We start from the raw sequence: 19,954 nt of genomic DNA, 5'->3' as shown, positions 1-19,954 counted from the left end.
TAATTCCTCAAGTTCTGAATGTGGTTTGGGTGGTTCAGGCTTGAGGAAAGGGCGGGGCCCGGATGGAAAGCGCATTGGCCGCAAGTGGAAAGACGGTATTTTCCAAGGACCGGAATTGGTCGGGGGCTGAGACAAGCAGCGACAGTCTGGGTGTGTCATTGGCTGCCGAAAGACAGGGCCCGAAAGCACAGCCGTGCGGACATGTTGTGCCGCAATGACAGGCCGAGAGATCGTGCATCGCTTCAGATGGCACATTGGTCTCGGCCGATTGGCAGAGGCTTGTCAGGCCTTCCGCCGCGACGGCCCCGGAGGGCGCCAAAGCGGTGCCCAGCGTCATCAGGCCAAGGCGCAGCACAAAGGCGAGAACGGTCAGCGCCACCAGGGGTGAGCGCTCCCGCCGCAATGCCTCAACTATGCTCATACGCCGCTTCATACTGCGGCTATAAGCTTATTGGAGGCCTCTGTCGAGAGACGAAATGGCGCATGAGGCCCCGCGTAAGTTGCTTTACTTACAGCGCATTGAGAGTGCCTATGACGAGCTGGTGTCTTTGGCCGGAGGTTCTTTCGCCCCAGCGTTTTCGGCAGGTTCACCTGGCTCCGCCGGGTCTGATGTTGCCGTATCCTCGGTCGCGACAGAATCGGCCTCCGCCTCATCCTCGGTTTCTGTGTCTCCGCTCGTTGTGTCGAAGTTGTAGATGTCATCCTCATAAGCCGGGAATTCTTCCGGCGGAATGACATATTCTTCCGCTTCCGCATCCAGTTCTTCTGTGGAGATGACTGTACCGACCTGAGCCGTTGCAGCGTATTCGAAGTCGGTCTTTTCTTCTGCGGTCAGCGCCTGGCGAGTGAGGACGCGGGTGAAGATGAAGCCGGCCATGGCAACGTTGAAGGCGATGACCATGACATAGAGCCCAGATGGTCCCATGTGCCCCATCAACATGGAGGCAATCAAAGGACCGACAATTGAACCGATACCGAAGGACAACAGCATGCCGGACGAGGTTTCAACAAAATCCTCTTGGGCCGCGTGGTCGAAGGCATGCGCGACGGCAATCGCATAGAGCGGCTGGGAGAACATACCGACCAATACTGCCGTTCCAGTGGCGATCAGGAACACATTGGGCGAAAACACGACGATTGCGGTGGACGCGGCCGCGGTGGCCAGGCCTAGAACAATCAAGACAATACGCCGGTCGATGCTGTCTGATAGGCGGCCAACTGGCCATTGGGCAAGCAGGCCGCCACCGATGATGGCTGCAGCATAAAACGCGGACTGATTGGTCGAGAGCCCGATTTGAGATCCGTAAAGCGGTGTCAGCGTCAGGAGCGCGCCCTGCGAAATGCCGATAAAGAAGATACTGACAAATGCCGCTGGTGAGTTCTTGTAAAGCTGGACCGGTCGGAACCGCACAAGGGTAATCGGGGCCGGCTGCGCAGAGGTGGTCAGAGAAACTGGCATCACGGCAAGACTGACGCTGATTGACGCAATAACGAACGGAATGAACGACGAAATGCTCATGGTCGCAATCGACACCTGGCCGAGCATCAGGGCTCCGAACAGGATTACGATGTAAACCGACATAATGGTGCCGCGGTTTTGGTTGGTCGCGCTTTCGTTCAACCAGCTTTCCACGATCATATAAAACCCGGCGAGAGCGAAGCCGGAGATCACGCGGATCAAAACCCAGGCAATCGGATCGATGATCACCGGATGAAGGATCGCAGCTGCCGACATCATAGAGACGAGCGCGGCAAAGGCCCGGATGTGTCCGGCGCGCATGATCAGAAGAGGCGCGCCCAGGCAACCGATAACCATCCCGACAAAATAGGCGGAGGACATCGCACCGATTTCAAAATCGGAGAAGTAAAACCGGTCGGCCGCCAAAGGCAGCAATGTCGTCTGCAAGCCATGCCCAAAAATGAGCAGAGCGACCGACAACAAGAGTGCGGATACCGAAAGAAGCGTCTGTGCCATGGTTGCCTCCAGAGCGTTTCAAAATAGCAGTGAACGGCTCTAAAAAGGGCGGAAAACAAAAGCGCCGGCGGATGGCCGGCGCAACTGCAATTACCATTCAGCGTTAATCAGCTTACGGTAAGTCTGTCAATCTAATGACTGCGGCGTTTGATGGCTCAAAACCGGCATGCAATGATCCCGGATTGCCTTTGCTGTCAGGCGCGCTGTGTGCCAGTCAAAAACTCGGTGCCAAGTGCGCCAAACACGGTCTTCATGATGCCGTCCTGATCAAGCCCGGCATTGGCATACATTGCTGCCGGTTTGTCGTGGTCCTGATAGACATCAGGCAACGTCAAAGTACGCACTTTCAGACCATTGTCGAGCAGGCCTTCCTGCGCCAACTGTGTGAGGACATGGCTGCCGAAACCGCCAACAGACCCTTCTTCGACAGTCACCAGAACTTCGTGTTCGCGGGCTAGGCGCCGGATCAGGTCCATATCGAGGGGCTTGGCAAAACGGGCATCGGCAACCGTCGTCGACAGGCCGGCCGCGTCAAGCTCGTCGGCAGCCTTGAGGCACTCGGCCATGCGCCCGCCAAAGGAAAGCAGAGCCACTTTGGTGCCTTCCCGGCGGATGATGCCCTTACCGATCTCCAGAACACTGCCGCGTTCCGGCATGTCCAGACCGACACCTTCACCGCGCGGATAGCGAAATGAAATCGGCCCCTCATCATAGGCCACAGCCGTCGCCACCATATGGCGCAGCTCCACTTCGTCGGCGGCCGCCATCACGGTGAAGCCCGGCAGGCACGCGAGAAATGCAGTATCATAAGCGCCGGCATGTGTCGCCCCATCCGCGCCGACCAGACCAGCTCGGTCAATCGGGAAGCGAACTGGAAGACCTTGAAGCGCTACATCGTGGATCACCTGATCATAGGCGCGCTGAAGGAAGGTGGAATAGATGGCCGCAAAGGGTTTGTAGCCCTCTGTTGCCATCCCGGCAGCAAAGGTGACCGCATGCTGTTCGGCAATGCCGACATCATAGGTGCGTTCCGGAAAGGCTTCGCCAAAGAGATTGAGGCCGGTGCCATCCGGCATGGCCGCTGTGATCGCGACGACTTTGTCGTCGACTTCGGCTTCTTTGATCAGGGATGTTGCAAAGACATTGGTGTAGCTCGGCGCATTGGCCTTCGGCTTGGACTGTTTGCCGGTGACGACGTCGAATTTTGCAACACCGTGGTATTTGTCTTTTGCACCTTCCGCCGGCCCGTAGCCTTTGCCTTTTTGGGTCACGGCATGGATCAGGACCGGTCCGTGATGGGTGTCGCGGACATTTTTCAAGATCGGCAGCAAGTGTTCCAAATTGTGACCGTCGACTGGCCCAACGTAATAGAACCCGAGCTCCTCAAAGAGGGTGCCGCCTGTCCAGAAGCCACGTGCATACTCTTCCGCGCGTGCTGCTTTTTCTGCCAGCGGCTTGGGCAAGTTTTTGACGATGTTCTTTGCCGCATCGCGTAGCGATTGGTAGGTCGGGCCAGAGACCAGTTTTGCCAGATAAGCGGACATGGCACCGACAGGGGGCGCGATGGACATGTCATTGTCGTTCAGGATGACGATCAGCCGGGAGCCGAGGTGGCCGGCATTGTTCATGGCCTCATAGGCCATGCCAGCCGACATAGCGCCATCGCCAATCACGGCAATTACATTGTTGTCGCCGCCATCCAGATCCCGCGCCGCAGCCATGCCGAGGCCTGCTGAAATGGATGTTGAAGAGTGGGCGGTGCCAAACGGGTCATAGACACTTTCGGAGCGTTTTGTGAAGCCGGACAAACCGCCACCTTGACGCAAGGTCCGGATCCGGTCGCGCCGTTCGGTCAAAATCTTATGCGGATAACTCTGGTGGCCAACATCCCAGATGATCCGGTCGTCAGGGGTATTGAACACATAGTGGAGGGCAACAGTCAGCTCCACCACCCCAAGACCCGCGCCAAGATGACCGCCTGTAATGGATACCGCATCAACGGTTTCCATCCGCAGCTCATCGGCCAATTGGATCAAATCGGTTTCGTCCAACTGGCGCAGATCAGCAGGCGATGTCACCTGGTCAAGCAAAGGGGTTTTAGAGTTGGCAGTCACGCTCAGGAACGCTCCACAAATGAAAACATGGCGGGCAGGCATACACCAACCTTATGTATGGCGCAAACACTGTCCGGTTAGAGGTAAGGTGCAGAACCAGGTACAAAATGTCGCTCAGACGATGGCGAGACTCGGCAGATGGGCACGGGTGGTGCAATTTATACGCGAAATGCCTCGATTTTCTGTGCCAATCACCCAAATGGGTGATGCATGCATTAAATATTTGGTTTAAACCACTAGATGTGGTCGATGGGGCCACGTGCACAGTGATCAACTTGGGGTCGTGGAGCGACGACCCCAACTTTTTGCTGTACGTCTAGTTGCATACTGCGACGTTCTGAGTGGATCGGAATAACCAGCTTATGCGATCCATTTTATACAAGACCCGTTAGCTGATAAACGAGTTGGGTAAGCTCTAGCTGGGTGCGTGTGCCGGTTTTATCAAAGATCCGGCGCAAATGGGTTTTCATCGTATTTCTGGTAATATTCAGAAGATCGGTCGTGTTTGGAACCGATCCGGTCACGGCAAGTAGTCGGGCCAAATGCGCTTCTGAAAGCGACAGCCCAAACTCCTCCAAGAGAATTGTTTCCACTGTTTCTGGAACCGCTGCCGGCAGAAGAACTCGGACGAGGATCCAAGGCTGGTTGCCGGCATTTCTGTGATCAAGACGCTCCAGCGTAATCCGCGTGAGACTTCCCGCAGAATCCCGCAGGTACAGGTCCCGCTGATCTTGCACAGCCGGTTCTGATTTGGTTCGATTTGGTTTTTCTGCTGAAATGCCGAGATCGCGTTCAAGTTTTGCGCTGGCTAATAATTCCTGAAATCGGGTTTCCAGCGTCCGGTTCTTGAGCTGGAGTATTCCGTTTTTAGCAGACGCAGCTTCCAGCGAACCCAAAGCATCTAGCCCCGGTGGAAATTCCGCCAGAATGTCACGCTGGCCGTTGATCAGGACCGATGGTGAGCCGCAAATCTCAGCCATTGCTTTGTGCGCGTCGGCTGTATCAGAGGCCAAACGCAGGTTTTCAAGAGCGTTCAGCCTTAGTTCGGCAATCTGAATTACCTTTCGGAAACTTGTTATGATTTCGGGAGTGAGTGCAGCACGCCGATTCTGGTCAGGTACGAAAAGTCCGAAGAAAACAGCCGCATGCGAATTGGGCCGTAATACGCTGATCACTCCAGCTGGAGGATGTGTTGCACTTGATAATGGTGGCGGAGAAGGCGAGACCTTAACTAGTGGCGGGTCGTGCCCCAGATCGGTCAAATACCCGTCAGATAATTGGTAACAATGGCCGGGATGGGCGTGGTGAAGCATATAGTCGAATGCGGGCATCCCATGATCGGTTTTGGTCGCCTGAAGAAATTCAAACAGTTCGCTGACTTTTTCCTGATCAGAGAAGTGCCCGGTTGAGAGGCCGTTTTTGCAAAACTCAGCTGCGTAGGAGCTGCAAGTCAAATACGCATCAATCTTACGCAGAAAGGGTTGCCAGCCAGACGGATCGGAAAAACGCATGAAGGCGTCTTTAAGAAGGTCGATCTCTGCGTCTTTGCTTAGTGTTGGCATTGCAGGAAGCTCGATGCAATTTCCCTAGCTGTACTTGTTTATGGAAGGATAGCATTTGGGGATGATCAAGAAACTTAAAAAATAGATATATTTGAATGTTAATTCGTATTAGGAATAAAGGTCATTATCCGGTGGTGAATATTTAAGTTTCTTGATTTGGTTTGGGGGCGAGTGAAATTTCTACCTTAAGATGCATAAAATAATTTAATCTACCTGTGGCCTGTTGGTCAACGGCTCTTGATTTCCATCTCCGAATTTGGGCGCAGGTGTATAATCTGACAGACCAATTGGCTCAGACGCAGCAAAACAGCGGTGATTTCTTTGGAAGCAATTAGCCGCTTTGCGGCTCCAGCTCGGTCGTCCCGCTGGGGGCGCCGTTTTGGCCTAGCTGGATTTTTTCCACTTTGGCCTCAGCGGCCTTCAATAGTGTGTCGCAGTGCTGCCGCAGAGCGTCGCCGCGCTCGTACATCTCAATGCTGCGCTCCAAGGGGACATTGCCCTGCTCAAGTTCGCGCACAATGGTCTCGAGCTGCTTGAGCGCGTCTTCAAAAGACAGGCTGGCGATGTTGTTTGCAGCGTCGGTCATGTCGAGCGTCCTGAATTTCGGTCAATACAGTCCGGCACCCTCGCGAGCCTGCAGCGAAAGGTCAAGAGCTCAATGCCCGCTGATCCAAACGATCCACGATGAACTTCGGTGTTGCCGTCGATCAGCCGGTCATCAGGGTCATCATATGGGCGGCAACCGAGCGGGCGAGACCTTCCAGGTCATAGCCGCCCTCAAGGACGGACACGACGCGGCCATCGCTATGTTTGTCGGCAACATCCATCAAGGCTCGGGTTGCCCAGGCAAAATCCGCTTCAACCAAATTCAGGCCGCCCAAAGGATCGCGGGCATGAGCGTCAAATCCGGCCGAGATGATGACGAGCTCAGGTGCGAATGTGTCGAGGCGGGGCAGCAGGACAACTTCGAAGGCTTCCTTGAAACCGGCTCCGTTTTCTCCCGGAGGCAGAGGCACATTGACGATGGTGTTGGCCTCTCCTGTTTCTGAAGCATCGCCAGAGCCTGGATAAAGAGGCATCTGGTGGGTGGAGCAATACATGACGCTGGGGTCGTCCCAGAAGATATCCTGGGTGCCATTGCCATGATGGACATCGAAGTCGATGATCGCGACCCGGTCTAGACCGTATTTGCTTTGTGCGTATCGGGCCGCGACCGCCACATTGTTGAAAAAACAAAACCCCATGGCCCGGTCTTTTTCAGCGTGGTGGCCTGGTGGGCGGGACGCTGAAAAGGCGTTGTTGACTTTCTTGGTCGCCACTTCGTCAACGGCGCGGCAGGCGCCGCCAACGCCGCGCAGAGCTGCCTCCCAGGTGCCCGGCGACATTGTGGTGTCAGCATCTACACGGGCAACACCCTCGTCGGGGGCCAATCTATGCAGCTGGTCGACATAGGCCATCGGGTGCGCCCGGGCGATGTCTTCCAACGCTCCGATCGGGGCCAAATCCCGCTCCACGGCCTGAAATTTCTCGTGCTCGAGGATCCGGTCAATTGCCCGGATCCGGTCAGGACGTTCGGGGTGCCCGACGGGGGTTAAATGGTCGAGGTAAGAGGTGTGATGCAGCAGAAGCGTTGACACTTGGCGCGTTTCCAAACGGTGTGATTATCAAATTTATTGCCGCTATCTGATGCGTTGCGGTTGTTTGTGTCAATCGTACAAAAGGATCGTCATGAGGGGGCTCTTTCGGCGTTTCATTAATGAATTTAAGTATAGTTCTTTCATCTGTAAATAATTACAGTGATAATTATTATATTTATAATGTAATAATTTGTTAAAGTATGTGCAATTCAATCCTGCCTGAATTTAAAATTTTGGTGGGAGCTAATCAATGAAACTGTCTAAGGTAATATTCACAGGGGTATTTGTTGCTGTTTTTCCTTTTTCTGCGGTGGCGGATGAAATTACTGTGATGGCAGGCGATCTTGCGCCAATGTTTCTTAAAGGTGGTAAAGGCCGTGAAGCAGAAATCATTACGGCTGCCCTTGAAAAGTGCGGTCACACTGCAAAATTTAAGATCCAGCCATTTACCCGGCACTGGGAAAGCTACAAAGCCGGCAAAGGCGATGCGGTCGCCACGGTGCCAGTTGGTATGCCGATCGACGGCACAGCTACGGGTGAATACATTCGCTACCAAAACGGCGTATCCTTCCTTTCTGATGGTGGCGCGGACTTTGGCAAAATCGAGGACCTGAAAGGCAAAAAGGTCATTGGTTTCAAAGGAGCTGAAACCATCATTCCGGGGCTTTCAGACCACACAGGGGCATTTGCCGATTATCGGGAAGTGACCGATCAGATCACCCAGAGCCGGACGCTGTTCGGAAAACGGGTCGATGCCATTATCGGTGACGGCATGCTGTTTGCCGAATACAATCGGCAGCTCCGGTCGCAAAGCGGGCTTAAATTCGATCCTAACCAGCCGGTCACGTTCAAAGCTGTCTTTGATAGTTCTCCTTATGCCATGGCATTCCGGAATGCGGACCACGCCGCGGATTTCGACCGGTGCTTCAAGGAAATTGAAGCTGACGGCACGGTTGCTGCCATCAATAAAGCATGGGTCGACAAATACCGTGACAGCCTCGGCAGTTCCTATCTGGGATACTGACCAGACAAACGATTGACAAAGAAAGGGCCGGATAATCTTCCAGCCCTTTTTGTTTGCTGATTCCTATGAATGCGCCGGACTTTGCCGATACAACTCATTCGGACTTTTGGATTTCCACCTGATGCGGATAGGGGATGGAAATGCCTCCGGCATCGAATGCTTCCTTGACCGATTTGAGCATGTGGAATTTGAGTTCCCAGTAATCGCCCGCGTCGCACCAAAGCCGTACGCCGAGATCCACCGAACTGTCGCCGAGGTTCGTCAGCCGGACCCAGGGTTCCGGGTCTTTATGCACCCGCTCGTCCGCATTGGCCGTGTCGAAGATAATCTGGATCGCTTTGTCAGCATCGTCGCCGTAGTCGATGCCAAACGTCAGATCGAGACGGCGTTTTGGATGCGCAGAGAAATTGGTAATCACAGCGCCCCAGGCCTGGCCATTGGGCATGATGATCTGGACGTTGTCGCCGGTCACCAGCTCTGTCACGAAGATGTTGAGATCCTTGACCGTGCCGGACGTCCCGCCAATGGAAACAAACTGACCGACCTTGTACGGGCGGAAGATGATCAACATGACGCCCGCGGCAATATCACTCAGTGTGCCTTGAAGCGCCAAGCCAATCGCGAGCGTACCTGCGCCGAGAACAGCGACAAGACTGGTGGCTTCAATGCCAAACAGCTGCAAAACAGCGATCAGCGTGACAAGCAGCACCAGCCAGCGAACGATGGAAGCAGCAAAGCCGCCAATGGTGTCGTCGATCCGCTCATTGGCGAGGATGCGTTTTTTAATAAGAGCCGAAAGGGCTCCGGCCACGTACCAACCGATGATCAGAACGATTAGCGCTTTGGCTGCATTGACTGCTAAAGGTATGAAGATGCTCATTTGAACCGCCGTGCCGTCTTTCGACAGCCTCCCCAAAAAAGTGTTTCTGCAGTTGTAAAAATGTCGTAGCGGAATGGATTGCCACGGGCAAGCGGCCTGCGGCAATTCCGGTTTTGGATTGAGTGGGGATCAAGTGGGCAAGCTCTCAGGATGCGCTGCGATCCAATCTTCCAGAAATGCAACCATATCCTCGTTGCCGCACCCGCTGAGGAATTGCGGGTAAATCAGGCTGCCGGCTTCGAGCAGTAGGCGAGCGCATTCGATATGGTCGGTTTCTGCCCGTTTTGGGGCGAAGCTGGACCCGTGAAGGACTGTGTCCAAAGCATCGCCGCCAAACTTGTTTTTATGGGTCAGATCGGGTTTTAACGAGAGGAAGAAACCGAGTTCATCAACCAGGCCGTTCCATCCCGCAATTTGCATAGGCGACAGATCCATTTCGTCCATGTCATTCGGATCAAGCTCGGCTGCAATCAGTGCCTTGATGTGTGGAAGCCGTCCCGGTTCGGCGGTAAGGCGCGTCAGCAATCGCCGGTCTTCCTCGCCCAGCGTCTGGATCTCAAGGCGAGCCCGATTGGGGCGGCCATCTGCACAATCGGCCAGGATCTGTTCGATGGGAGACAGGGGAGCACTGTGCCCCAATTCTTCCAACTTCGTTGCGGCCCGCCGGTTTCCGAAAATGCGTGCCATGGCATAAGCCGTATGCCCCTGCCAAACCGCCTCGGGATCGGCTCCAAATTCCACAAGCAGCTCAATAACATCGGCCGTTCGGCCCCGGCGGGCTGCCTGGTGCAGCGCGGGGATCGTGTTCATCGGCTGGCCACTGGGGTGATCCGGAACAGTGAGGTTCGGATCTGCGCCGGCCTCCAGTAACAGCCGCACCTTTTCCTGGTCATTGAAATCGAGCGCGCGCGGCAGGGCATTTGTGCCGTCAGGTTTGGCACCATGTTTCAATAGACACTCGAGAGCCCTTGTATGGCCAAGCTCTGTGCTGTGGTAAAGGCTTTCGTCATCATTTGGGTTCGCGCCGTTTTCCAGGAGCCAGCTTCCTAACTCGAAATTGTCGGCATGGCACAGGGCGCCATAGAGCGCCGACAGCTTGTGATCCTCTCCCGGAGTTGCCAGATAGCCGTCATCGACATCGGCGCCATGCGCTACGAGTAACTTGACGATCTCGATCATGTGATTGCGTTTGGACGGGGTGCGGTGAATTTCCTTCGAAAAGGCAAGATGCAGGATCGGTGAACGGATCCCGACCATCCGGACTGCAGCATCCGGGTCTGATTTCAGGATCTGGCGGACAGCCTCCAGATCATAAAGGGCAACCTGGAGACCAAAGTTGGCGTGCTTTAGGCTTGGGTCATCTTTCAAAAGCCTGTCCGTCATCCAATCTTGCCCCTCGTAAAGAGCAACCTTGAGTCGGTCTGCGCGTTGCTCAAAGGACATGGCAGCGCTTTCGAGCGCGAACTTTAGCTGGGGCCAGCTCTTCTGCCCGGCCTCCTTAGCAATCACGTGCAGAAAATCAGCGTGTTTGAGCGGTTTGTCGGCGGAGATCTGTGCGCTGACACGAGCCAAGGCAATGGTGTCGCCGTTGGCATACGCCTTTTTCAGCCGTTTTGCTGCTTTGCGCAAATCATCAAGGGAAGCATTTGTCTGTGTTGACAAGGCTTTTCTCCTGGTTACATGCCCGGACGATCCGCTTGTGTCGGGCGCAGGTGAAAAACCGGCATTCGTTTATGCTGTCAGGGTGCTTTCGCTGTCCGCGGATCCGGTTGCCGCCCTCATCGGCACTGGAAAGATGCAGGGGCGGGTCGCAAATTGCAAGCCCGCGCCCAACAACTTTGCTCAGCTGGAAACCGGCTTCAGGCTGGCCGGTGCCTTGCTGTCGTCCGGAACAAAGAAATCCGGGGTCAGCGATTGTGTCGGATCGACCCGGTATTGGTCGAAGTCCGTAACGCCCCGGCTTTCGAGGAACGTGTCGTCGATCAGGAACTGACCACTCAGTTCTTTTGAGGGTGTGTTGAAGATTTCATAGGCTGCATCGGCCAGAATGTCCGGGGTCCGGCTGGTCTGCATCATCTTGTCGCCGCCGATGATGTTTTTGATCGCTGCGGTGGCGATAGTCGTGCGCGGCCATAGAGCGTTGACCGCAATGCCCTTTGAGCGCAGTTCACCCGACAGTCCTAGAACGACCTGGCTCATGCCGTATTTGGCAATCGCGTACGGCACAAATGGAGCGAACCACTTTTCCTGCATGTCGAGCGGCGGCGACAGCATCAAGATGTGCGGGTTTTCAGACTTTTTCAGATGCGGGATCGCATGTTTGGAACAGGCAAGCGTGCCGCGTGTGTTGATCTGATGCATCAGATCAAACTTCTTCATATCTGTCTGCTGCAGCGGCGTCAGCTGAATGGCACTGGCGTTGTTGACCAGAATATCCAAGCCGCCAAAGTGCTCTGCAGTTTTGTCCATTGCCGCTTTCACGGCTTCATCGTCGCGGACATCGAGTACGATCGGCAGTGCCTTACCGCCAGCTGCTTCAATCTCTTCGGCTGCCGAAAAAATGGTGCCTTCCAGCTTGGGATGCGGCTCTGCCGTTTTGGCGGCAACGGCGACATTGGCGCCGTCTTTGGCCGCGCGCAAAGCAATGGCTTTGCCGATCCCGCGAGAGGCGCCGGTGATGAATAGGGTTTTGCCTTTCAAGGACATGCTCTTCTCCTCTAGAAGTGAGTGCTGACCGGTCAGGCCTTTGATTTTTGGGCCATGAAGGCTTGGAAGGCTGAGATCGCTTCCGGCGATGTCAGGCGATTGGCGAAGACTTTTGCTTCCGCATCGACCCGCTCGCTCAGGTTTGCGGATTCCTCCCACAAGAACTTCCGAGACAAAGCCATGGCTTCCGGCGGTTTGGCAGCAATTTCTTCTGCGCAGGCCTTGGCAACAGCGTCGACGCCATCTTCGACGATTTCGTTGACCAGCCCAGCTTGATACGCCTTTTGGGCGCTAAACGGCCGGCCAAGGCACAACAATTCAAATGCGCGGGCGTGGCCCATGATTTTGGGTCCTAAGAGGCTGGAACCGGCCTCCGGCACGAGGCCCAGATCGATGAATGGCGTATGGATGACAGCGCGTGGGCTGGCGAACACCATGTCACAATGCATTAAGAGCGTCGCGCCGACACCAACTGCAATGCCGTCGATGGCCGCAACCATCGGCTTCTGATTACCAACCAAAGCCCGCAGGAACCGGTAAACCGGGGTTTCCGACATCTGCATTTTTCCGGCAAACTGCAGGAAGTCGCCGATATCATTGCCGGAGGTGAAGGCTTCCGGCTGGCCGCAAATGAACTGGCAGCGGACCTTGTCGTCCGTATTGCCTTGTTCCAGCGCTTCTGAAAGATCGGTGTACATTTGCCCCGTCAGGGCATTCTTCTTCTCCGGCCGGTCCAGACACAGGGTCTGGACGCCGTTTTCCAGGCTAATGCGGATCATGGATGTCTCCTCTCAGAGCGCCCTTAGGACGCCAGCGCCTCAGCATCGAAGGCTTGAATGGCTTCGGCGGATAACAGCACGTCGGATTTGAGGCCGGCTGTTTCGCCAAGTGTGGTTTCGCAGAAATTGCGGGCCAGCAGCGTGCGTTCACTTTGCTTGACGGCCGGTTCTTCTGCAGACCGTAAGGCCCCTTTGGTGAGCAACGCGCCGCCGAGCGCCAAGCCTGCGATCCGCAAGTACGGTGTGGCACCAGACAAAGCATCTGCAACACGGCCGTCAGCCTGTGCGTTGAGCATATAGTCTGTGGCCTCTTGCAGGTCAGCAATGCTGGCGGTCAGCCGGTGGGCCAAAGCGCCAAAGTCCGGCTGGTTGGTGGCAGCCGCCTCATCGGCGATCGCCTGCAATTCAGCAATGAAGCCTTTGATGTGCTCGCCACCGGAAAGCGGCAACTTGCGCATCACCAAGTCGATCGACTGAATGCCATTGGTGCCTTCGTAGATGGGCGCAATGCGGGCATCGCGTAGGTGCTGGGCCGCGCCTGTTTCTTCAATGAAGCCCATACCGCCATGGATCTGAATCCCGAGCGAGGCAACTTCGACCCCAAAATCGGTGGACAGCGCTTTGGCGATTGGCGTCAGCAAGCTGGCGCGCTCACTCCAGTGTTTCTGAGCTTCAGCGTCTTCGGCGACATGCGCCATGTCGATTGCGTGTGCACAGGAATAACAGATAGCGCGGGCAACCTGTGTCCGGGCCTTCATGGCCAGAAGTGTGCGCTTGATGTCCGGGTGGCGGGCAATCGGGCTCATGCCGTCTTCTTTGTCACCCGGCGCCTTGCCCTGCTTCCGGTCGATGGCGTAGCTCAAAGCATGTTGGAAGGCGCGTTCCGCAACCCCAAGCCCCTGGATGCCGACTGCTAAACGGGCGTTGTTCATCATGGTGAACATGCAGGCAAGGCCACGGTTTTCTTCGCCGATCAGCCAGCCAGTCGCGCCGCCTTCATCACCAAATACCATGGTACAGGTGGGCGACCCATGAATGCCGAGCTTGTGCTCAACCCCAGCGCAATGAACGTCATTGCGGTCTCCAAGAGAACCATCTTCATTGACGAAGAATTTCGGAACCAGGAACAACGAGATACCGCGTGTGCCAGCCGGCGCATCCGGCAGGCGTGCCAGCACCAAGTGAATGATGTTGTCGGTGAGATCGTGCTCACCATAGGTGATGAAGATCTTCTGACCGAAAACACGGTAGGTGCCATCGTCGTTGCGTTCCGCGCGGGCTTTCAGCGCATTGAGATCAGAGCCGGCCTGCGGTTCCGTCAGGTTCATGGTGCCCATCCATTCGCCGGACACCAGTTTTTCCAGATAGGTCGCTTTCAGCTCGTCGGTCGCGTGTTTTTCCAGCGCTTCGACGGCGCCCATGGTCAGGGTCGGACCGATGGCAAAGGCCATGGAGCCGGAGTTCCACATTTCCAAGGCCGCGGCCGACATCATCTGCGGCAGGCCCTGGCCGCCGGCTTCTTCACTTGCCGAAAGACCATTCCAGCCGCCTTCGATCCAGCCATGGTACAGGTCACGCCAGCCAGGTGGTGTGGTGACTTCACGGTTTTCAAGAGGCGTCCCATGCTGGTCTGCGACGCTGTTAAGCGGCGCGATTTCCTCAGCGGCAAACCGGCCGGCCTCATTGATGATCGCATCCACCAGATCGTCGCCGAGCTCGCTATGGCGCTCGGTTTTTTGCAGATCTGACAGGCCACAAACGTGTTTTAAGGTAAAAGCAATCTCGTCAACCGGGGCACGGTACATTCAGTTCCTCCCACGAACTGGTGGCCACTTGCGGCCAAAAATCTTGTTTCGGGCTGTCAAGAACTTGACGGGACGTTGGCTTGCCCGCAAAAGGCGCTTGAGACAGCGGATTGATAGGAAAGTAGTCAAGTTGACGTAAACGTCAACCCGTATCGCAGCGGCAGGTACTTATCTTTTTGGTCAATTCCGGGAATTGCCGAACTACGGAAGAGGCGTATGCAGCGCTGGACAGTCGATCTGAGCACAAAGGCTTGGCAGCAGGAGCCAAAAGCAAAGGAGATCTGCCAGGCTCTCGTCGGTGGTGGCCTCGTCGCTGTGCCGACCGAGACGGTTTATGGGCTGGCTGCCGATGCGACCAGCGGAACCGCCTGTGCCAAGATCTTTGCCGCCAAGGGCCGTCCGAGTTTCAACCCTTTGATCTCCCATCTGCCGAGCCTGGACGCCGCTTTGCATCATGGTGTGTTCGATGAACGCGCTTTGAAACTCGCTGAAGCTTTTTGGCCGGGACCACTGACGCTTGTTGTACCAAAAACATCAGCATCGGAAATATCGGACTTGGCGACAGCGGGTCTTTCGACTGTCGCCTTGAGAGTGCCATCCGGTCCGGTTATGCGGTATCTGGCAGAAACCACCGGTCGTCCGCTGGCTGCCCCGAGTGCCAACAGATCCGGGAAAATCAGCCCGACGCGCGCCGATGATGTAATTGCGGATCTGGGCGATGCGCTGGATTTTGTGATTGATGCAGGTCCGTGTGAAGTTGGAATTGAATCGACGATTGTGGGGCTGACCGGGGAGGATGTTCAATTGCTCCGCCCGGGTGGTGTCTCCCGCGAGGCGATCGAGCAGGTTCTGCAAATTCCTGTCACCAGCCGGGTAGCGGAGAAGCAGCCAGAAGCGCCGGCTGCACCCGGCATGCTGACCTCACATTATGCGCCGGAGGCGCAAATGACGCTGGAGGCATTGGAAGTTTTGCCAGGGGAAGCCTTGCTTTCTTTTGGTCCTGAGTCCTTGCCGGGCAAGGAAAAAGCCCTTTCAGAGGTCAATTTGAGTCCTTCGGGAGACCTCGTTGAGGCCGCTTCGAACCTATTTCAGGCCATGAGAAGCCTAGATTCCACAGGTGCAAAATTGATTCGCGTGCAAACTATCCCCAGATTTGGGCTTGGTGAGGCGATTAACGACCGCTTGCGCCGGGCAGCAGCTCCGCGCGGCTAAGCTCAGTAGTGCTACCTACCGAGACAGGCGGCTTCTGGTGCGCCTACCTGTGTTTGCTAAGGTGCTGATGCAAAAAATAAATTCTTGAAAAATCAGAGAGTTCGAAATCACTTCTAAGATTTTGATTCAAGAAATAATCACCTAAAGTTAATCGTTGTATGGCGATGTTCTTCGTGAATATTCATACGTAATAATGCAAATCATTTCATGCGTTCAGTTAAGAAACTCATACAACATTTTCAGAAAAACGGACCTACATCTAAAACTTATCAACACCATAGAGGTGCTTATTCCAACAAATAGCTGGAAAAAACCGGTTTACGTCAGGTAATATGTAATTAGATTTTGGATGCGATGAACCTCCCCTCGAGCATACCATGCTCGCACCTCAGACCGGACCGGCCCAAACGCCGGTCCATTTTTTTGCCAAACAAACTGGTTGCCAAATAATCGCTTCGTAACAGCTACCCGGACGTTGTTGGTGCATCGGAAGTACCGGATGGATCTGATCCGTTTTGGCGGGTGGGTTCCGCTTTCTCCTGGCCATCATTTCTGACTTGAGTTTCTTCGTCAGAAGGTGAGGACTTCGGCACCACAATGTTGTCAGCGGACTTACCGTCCTCTTCCGGCGTCGCCTTGAACTGAGGGACCACCGGATCCTCGGTCTCAGACGTCATTGTCTCCGAGTTCATTTTCAACCGCTCTGCCGAAAGCATGGCAACATGTGCTTTCAAGTCCGGGTATTTGTCGAGCAGGAGTTTAAAATCTTGAGCATTCAGGCTGAGCAAGTGGCAATAGCCTAGGGCAACTACGTCGGCGCTGCGCCGGCCACCTGTCATGAGAGCGATTTCGCCAAAAACATCGCCGCGGCCAAGCCGGACAGTATCGCCGGCTGTACGCACCTCAACCGCGCCGGATGCAATGAAATAGGCTGCGTCGCCGCGTTCCCCGACGCGGATCAAGGTTTCACTAGGCGTTGCGAACTGCGGCCGCATCATTTTCATGATCGCCTTTTGCTGTTCTTTGGGCAGGCCTTCGAAAAGCGGGTGAGCGCGCACAAGCTCTTTGGTCTTCATGCCCAGGTCTAGTTTTGGCCGGATCCCACATGCCCGCCGGACCCGTTCCACATCCCGCAACAAATCGGAGTGCAGTTCAGGACCGATCAGCATCTGGTCCCGGGCCTCTTCATAGGCGGTTTCTTCCAGGCGGACACCGGCCATGCGCAGGAACTTGTTCTCCAATGCGTCCGCATAATCGGGATATTGAAGGCGAAGCGCTTCGATTGCCGTCAGTGTCTCTGATTGGCGGTTTGCGAGGGTTTCTTTCAAGATGTCAGCCACCCGTTCCCCAAGAAGCGGGCGGATTTCCTGCTCATTGAACGTTTCCAGCGCATCGCCCAGAATCCGGTAAACCATAAGGAACTCGAACCTGTCGGCAAGCCGCAGTGCCAGGGGCTTGTTGATCCGGAGCCGGCGCTGAAGAAATTGGGCAAAGCGGAAGCCGGCGCTAAACTTCAGCGGCTGCCGGGTTGCTTTCTTATATCCGCTGCGCCCATCGCTTCGCGTCAAATCGCCAATCTGGCCGGTGATCGTTAAAAACTGGGAGACGGCCCGTCCGGACAGGGTCTTGCTGTGAAAGAGATCAAGAACCAGTTGCTGTTCCCGGTCCGCCAGCGCAATCAGGCCCATGTTCACCCGGTCTTTGTCCTTCAGCTCCTCCAACATGTTGGTCTCAGCTGTCGCGGCTGCGGCACGGTCTTCATACTCGTTCATAACGCCTTCGGCGACACGCGGGGCGATATGGTAGGCCTTCGCAGTGGTTTCGATTTCCTGGCGGATATCGGACAAGGACAAGGCGAGATATTGTGTCCGCAACGCTTCATCCCGGGCACTCAGCCGGTCAAGGCCGAGCAGCTTGATCAATTGCTTCAAGCTGGTGCCATAAACCAAAAGCGTGAACAGCACGAAACCGGTGGCCAGTTTGGTAACGAAGGCCGAAATCTCGTCGGACAATGCAGGATTTTCCAGGACGCTGAGCGCCAGCGTCAATGTCACAGCACCGCGCATGCCGCCCCATAGCATCACGATCTTGTACTTGTTGTTGACCGCTTGTCCGGCGCGCAAAATGCTCAAGACCGGAAGCAAACCGTAGATCACAACGGCGCGGGCAGCGAGCGCGGCTATGATCACGATGATCAAAAGCAGGATGTCGAGCGGGTTAAAACCGGCGACCAGCCGCGGGATGAGGATGGCGGCCAGCATGAAGATCAGCGACGCCGCCCAAAAGGACACCTGTTCCCAAACCGCATGCAAAAACCGCCAATGTGCCGGCTGGACCCGCGCCGGACCATACAGGTTGAAGACGATGCCTGCAGCAACGACCGCGACAACCGCCGAAACACCTGCAAATTGATCACTGAGGACATAAATTCCATATGGGAGGGCTACACTCAAGGTGACCTGTGCGAGTGGCAGATCTCGCATCAATGGCAAGAGGCTGACGGCAACGCGGGCCAACAGGCCGCCAAGGATGACGCCGCCAACAAATGATTGGACAAAAGCGATAGCGGCGTGGCTGTAGGACAGGGATTGCTGGCCTGTCAGAATTCCAACCAGAATGACGAAAAGAACGATGGCCGCTGCATCGTTCAAGAGGCTCTCGCCTTCAACAATCCGTCCAAGCCGGGCCGGAGCGCCGATATCCCGGAAAATAGCGACAACAGCAACCGGGTCGGTCGTGGCCACGATAGCGCCCAGGAGCAGACAGGCAATGAGCGGCACACCTGCAAGCGGATAAAGTGCAAGGCCGATAAAGCCGGTGGCAACGAAGACGGCAACGACCGCCATCATCAGGACTGGCGCCCAATCCTCGAACAATCTACGGACATCCAGAGTGAGAGAGGTCTGGAACAAGAGCAGTGGCAGGAAAATGTAAAGGATCCTCTCTGAATCCAGAGGCGGATAGACAAAGATATTGGCGATTGAATTGAAGTAGTCCGTCTCGGCTGTGTAGAGCACGTATGTCGCGCCGATACCGATCAGCGTGCCGACCATGGCCAAAAGAACGCTGGGGGCCAATCCTAAGCGCCGGGCGAGAGGCTGAAGAAGTGAAATCGTCAGCATCAAAAGCGCGAAGGCGGCGGTAATCATTGGTGTTTCCATGACGCCAATCTGCCCCGTGAATATGGCAAATTCAAATACTGGAGACCGAATTTGGCCTCCATGTCTCAAAAGAGGGGTTCAGTGACCGCTTAACTGGTGGCTTTTCGTTCCGACAACCAGATGCCGCCGAGCACCAAGGCCAGCGCCAAGCCGTGATGCCATTCGAAGGCTTCGCCAAGAATGCTCACCGCCAGAATGGCAGCGAAGACCGGTACCAGATTGATAAATACGCCGGCGCGGGCCGGTCCGATCAATTCCACGCCGCGCATAAAAAAGATCTGGCTGAGGCAAGACGGGCCGAGCGCAATATAAAGCACAACCAGCCAGCCTTTCATTTCTGGCCACTGAGCCGTGTTGGTGGTCATCTCATAGGCAAGGCCCGGCAGAGAGGCAAACACCGAAATGCCGGACAAGACAGCAAAGAACACCAGGCCGGACACTTGTGGCCGGTTGCGCAGCGCCAGCGTATAGCCTGAATACAAGATACACGCGGCCAGCATGACGCTATCGCCCGGATTGACAGCAAGGCTGAGCAACACCTCCAGGCTGCCTTGCGCCGCAATAAGCGTGACACCGATCAAGGTCGCCAGAATGCCAACCACCTGCAAAAGCCGGACTTTTGTTCCAAACGCGACGACCGACCCGATCAAAACCACGATCGGCATCGATCCTTGAATGATACCGAGATTCACCGCTGTTGTTTGAGTCGCCGCGATGTAAAACAATGTGTTGAAACCGACAAAACCGAAAGCTGCCATGAGGACCATGCGTAGGAAAGCACCCCGCATGACTGGCCACTCGCCCTGGATCCTCGACCAGAGGAGGGGCACAAGAATTCCAGCAACAATGATCCAGCGCAGAAAAACCACGACCATTGGCGACACTTCGCCTGCTGCAAGGCGCCCGGCAACGGTGTTGCCGCCCCACAAAAGGGTGGTCGCCATCAAAAGCAGGATAGCATTTCCATAGGCACGGGATCCCAAGCGGGCGGCAATTGAACTCATAGGTGACCTTCTATTCTGCTAAAAGCAGATGTAGGGGAAGACGGGTCAAACCGGTAGCCGATTGGACGCGGTTCGGAAAGCCCCCTTGAACGGCT

The 19,954-nt window shown here is 55.5% G+C and carries 15 protein-coding genes; 2 read left to right on the top strand and 13 right to left on the bottom strand.

All coding sequences use genetic code 11. The features are described from left to right. Positions 1–34 precede the first annotated feature (34 nt). The 6 genes from ACOOFE_RS20735 to ACOOFE_RS20710 all read right to left on the bottom strand — a co-directional run bounded on the left by ACOOFE_RS20735 (position 35) and on the right by ACOOFE_RS20710 (position 7,288). Positions 35–421: a hypothetical protein gene (locus ACOOFE_RS20735; RefSeq protein WP_141188109.1), complete on the bottom strand. Its 387-nt coding sequence runs from the start codon at positions 419–421 to the stop codon at positions 35–37. 108 nt (positions 422–529) lie between these two features. After that, a complete protein-coding gene (locus tag ACOOFE_RS20730) occupies positions 530–1,975 on the bottom strand; it encodes an MFS transporter (protein WP_420411824.1) in 1,446 nt (481 codons plus the stop codon). Positions 1,976–2,169: 194 nt separating this feature from the next. Continuing rightward, positions 2,170–4,089 carry a 1-deoxy-D-xylulose-5-phosphate synthase gene (gene dxs, locus ACOOFE_RS20725; RefSeq protein ID WP_420411823.1) on the bottom strand — a complete coding sequence of 640 codons (1,920 nt, stop codon included), beginning with the start codon at positions 4,087–4,089 and terminating at the stop codon, positions 2,170–2,172. Positions 4,090–4,463: 374 nt separating this feature from the next. Further along, entirely contained in the window at positions 4,464–5,651 is a 1,188-nt protein-coding gene (locus ACOOFE_RS20720) for a helix-turn-helix transcriptional regulator (RefSeq protein WP_420411822.1), read from the bottom strand. A gap of 331 nt (positions 5,652–5,982) precedes the next feature. Continuing rightward, positions 5,983–6,237, bottom strand: a complete 255-nt coding sequence (locus ACOOFE_RS20715; RefSeq protein ID WP_420411821.1) for an exodeoxyribonuclease VII small subunit — start codon at positions 6,235–6,237, stop codon at positions 5,983–5,985. A 121-nt stretch (positions 6,238–6,358) separates the two neighbouring features. Next, positions 6,359–7,288 (bottom strand): histone deacetylase family protein, encoded by a 930-nt coding sequence (locus ACOOFE_RS20710; protein WP_420411820.1) that lies wholly within the window; start codon positions 7,286–7,288, stop codon positions 6,359–6,361. Between the two features lie 250 nt (positions 7,289–7,538). Here ACOOFE_RS20710 and ACOOFE_RS20705 point away from each other — a divergent pair, with 250 nt between their 5' ends. Next, complete coding sequence (locus ACOOFE_RS20705) at positions 7,539–8,312, top strand: substrate-binding periplasmic protein (RefSeq protein WP_420411819.1); 774 nt, start codon at positions 7,539–7,541, stop codon at positions 8,310–8,312. A 94-nt stretch (positions 8,313–8,406) separates the two neighbouring features. Here the strand turns inward: ACOOFE_RS20705 and ACOOFE_RS20700 are convergent, their stop codons facing one another. The 5 genes from ACOOFE_RS20700 to ACOOFE_RS20680 all read right to left on the bottom strand — a co-directional run bounded on the left by ACOOFE_RS20700 (position 8,407) and on the right by ACOOFE_RS20680 (position 14,482). Beyond that, complete coding sequence (locus ACOOFE_RS20700) at positions 8,407–9,192, bottom strand: mechanosensitive ion channel family protein (protein ID WP_420411818.1); 786 nt, start codon at positions 9,190–9,192, stop codon at positions 8,407–8,409. Positions 9,193–9,321: 129 nt separating this feature from the next. Continuing rightward, a complete protein-coding gene (locus ACOOFE_RS20695) occupies positions 9,322–10,854 on the bottom strand; it encodes an ankyrin repeat domain-containing protein (protein ID WP_420411817.1) in 1,533 nt (510 codons plus the stop codon). A gap of 180 nt (positions 10,855–11,034) precedes the next feature. Then, the gene (locus ACOOFE_RS20690) at positions 11,035–11,898 is read right to left on the bottom strand and encodes an SDR family oxidoreductase (RefSeq protein ID WP_420411816.1); all 864 of its coding nucleotides are present in this window, start codon (positions 11,896–11,898) and stop codon (positions 11,035–11,037) included. 32 nt (positions 11,899–11,930) lie between these two features. Further along, entirely contained in the window at positions 11,931–12,677 is a 747-nt protein-coding gene (locus tag ACOOFE_RS20685) for a crotonase/enoyl-CoA hydratase family protein (protein WP_420411815.1), read from the bottom strand. 23 nt (positions 12,678–12,700) lie between these two features. Beyond that, positions 12,701–14,482: an acyl-CoA dehydrogenase gene (locus tag ACOOFE_RS20680; RefSeq protein WP_420411814.1), complete on the bottom strand. Its 1,782-nt coding sequence runs from the start codon at positions 14,480–14,482 to the stop codon at positions 12,701–12,703. Positions 14,483–14,698: 216 nt separating this feature from the next. Here ACOOFE_RS20680 and ACOOFE_RS20675 point away from each other — a divergent pair, with 216 nt between their 5' ends. Then, positions 14,699–15,694, top strand: a complete 996-nt coding sequence (locus ACOOFE_RS20675) for an L-threonylcarbamoyladenylate synthase (protein ID WP_420411813.1) — start codon at positions 14,699–14,701, stop codon at positions 15,692–15,694. A gap of 464 nt (positions 15,695–16,158) precedes the next feature. Here ACOOFE_RS20675 and ACOOFE_RS20670 read toward each other — a convergent pair whose 3' ends face one another. Further along, on the bottom strand, positions 16,159–18,843 hold the full coding sequence (locus tag ACOOFE_RS20670) for a cation:proton antiporter (protein ID WP_420411812.1): 2,685 nt from the start codon (positions 18,841–18,843) through the stop codon (positions 16,159–16,161). A 101-nt stretch (positions 18,844–18,944) separates the two neighbouring features. Continuing rightward, the gene (locus ACOOFE_RS20665) at positions 18,945–19,859 is read right to left on the bottom strand and encodes a DMT family transporter (protein WP_420411811.1); all 915 of its coding nucleotides are present in this window, start codon (positions 19,857–19,859) and stop codon (positions 18,945–18,947) included. Positions 19,860–19,954: the final 95 nt, after the last annotated feature.

Origin of the sequence: Roseibium sp. (assembly GCF_965216085.1) — a bacterium.
In the GTDB taxonomy this organism is placed as follows: Bacteria; Pseudomonadota; Alphaproteobacteria; order Rhizobiales; family Stappiaceae; genus Roseibium.
The sequence above is the reverse complement of the archived record's forward strand: the minus strand, read 5'-3'. Positions and strand labels throughout refer to the sequence as shown.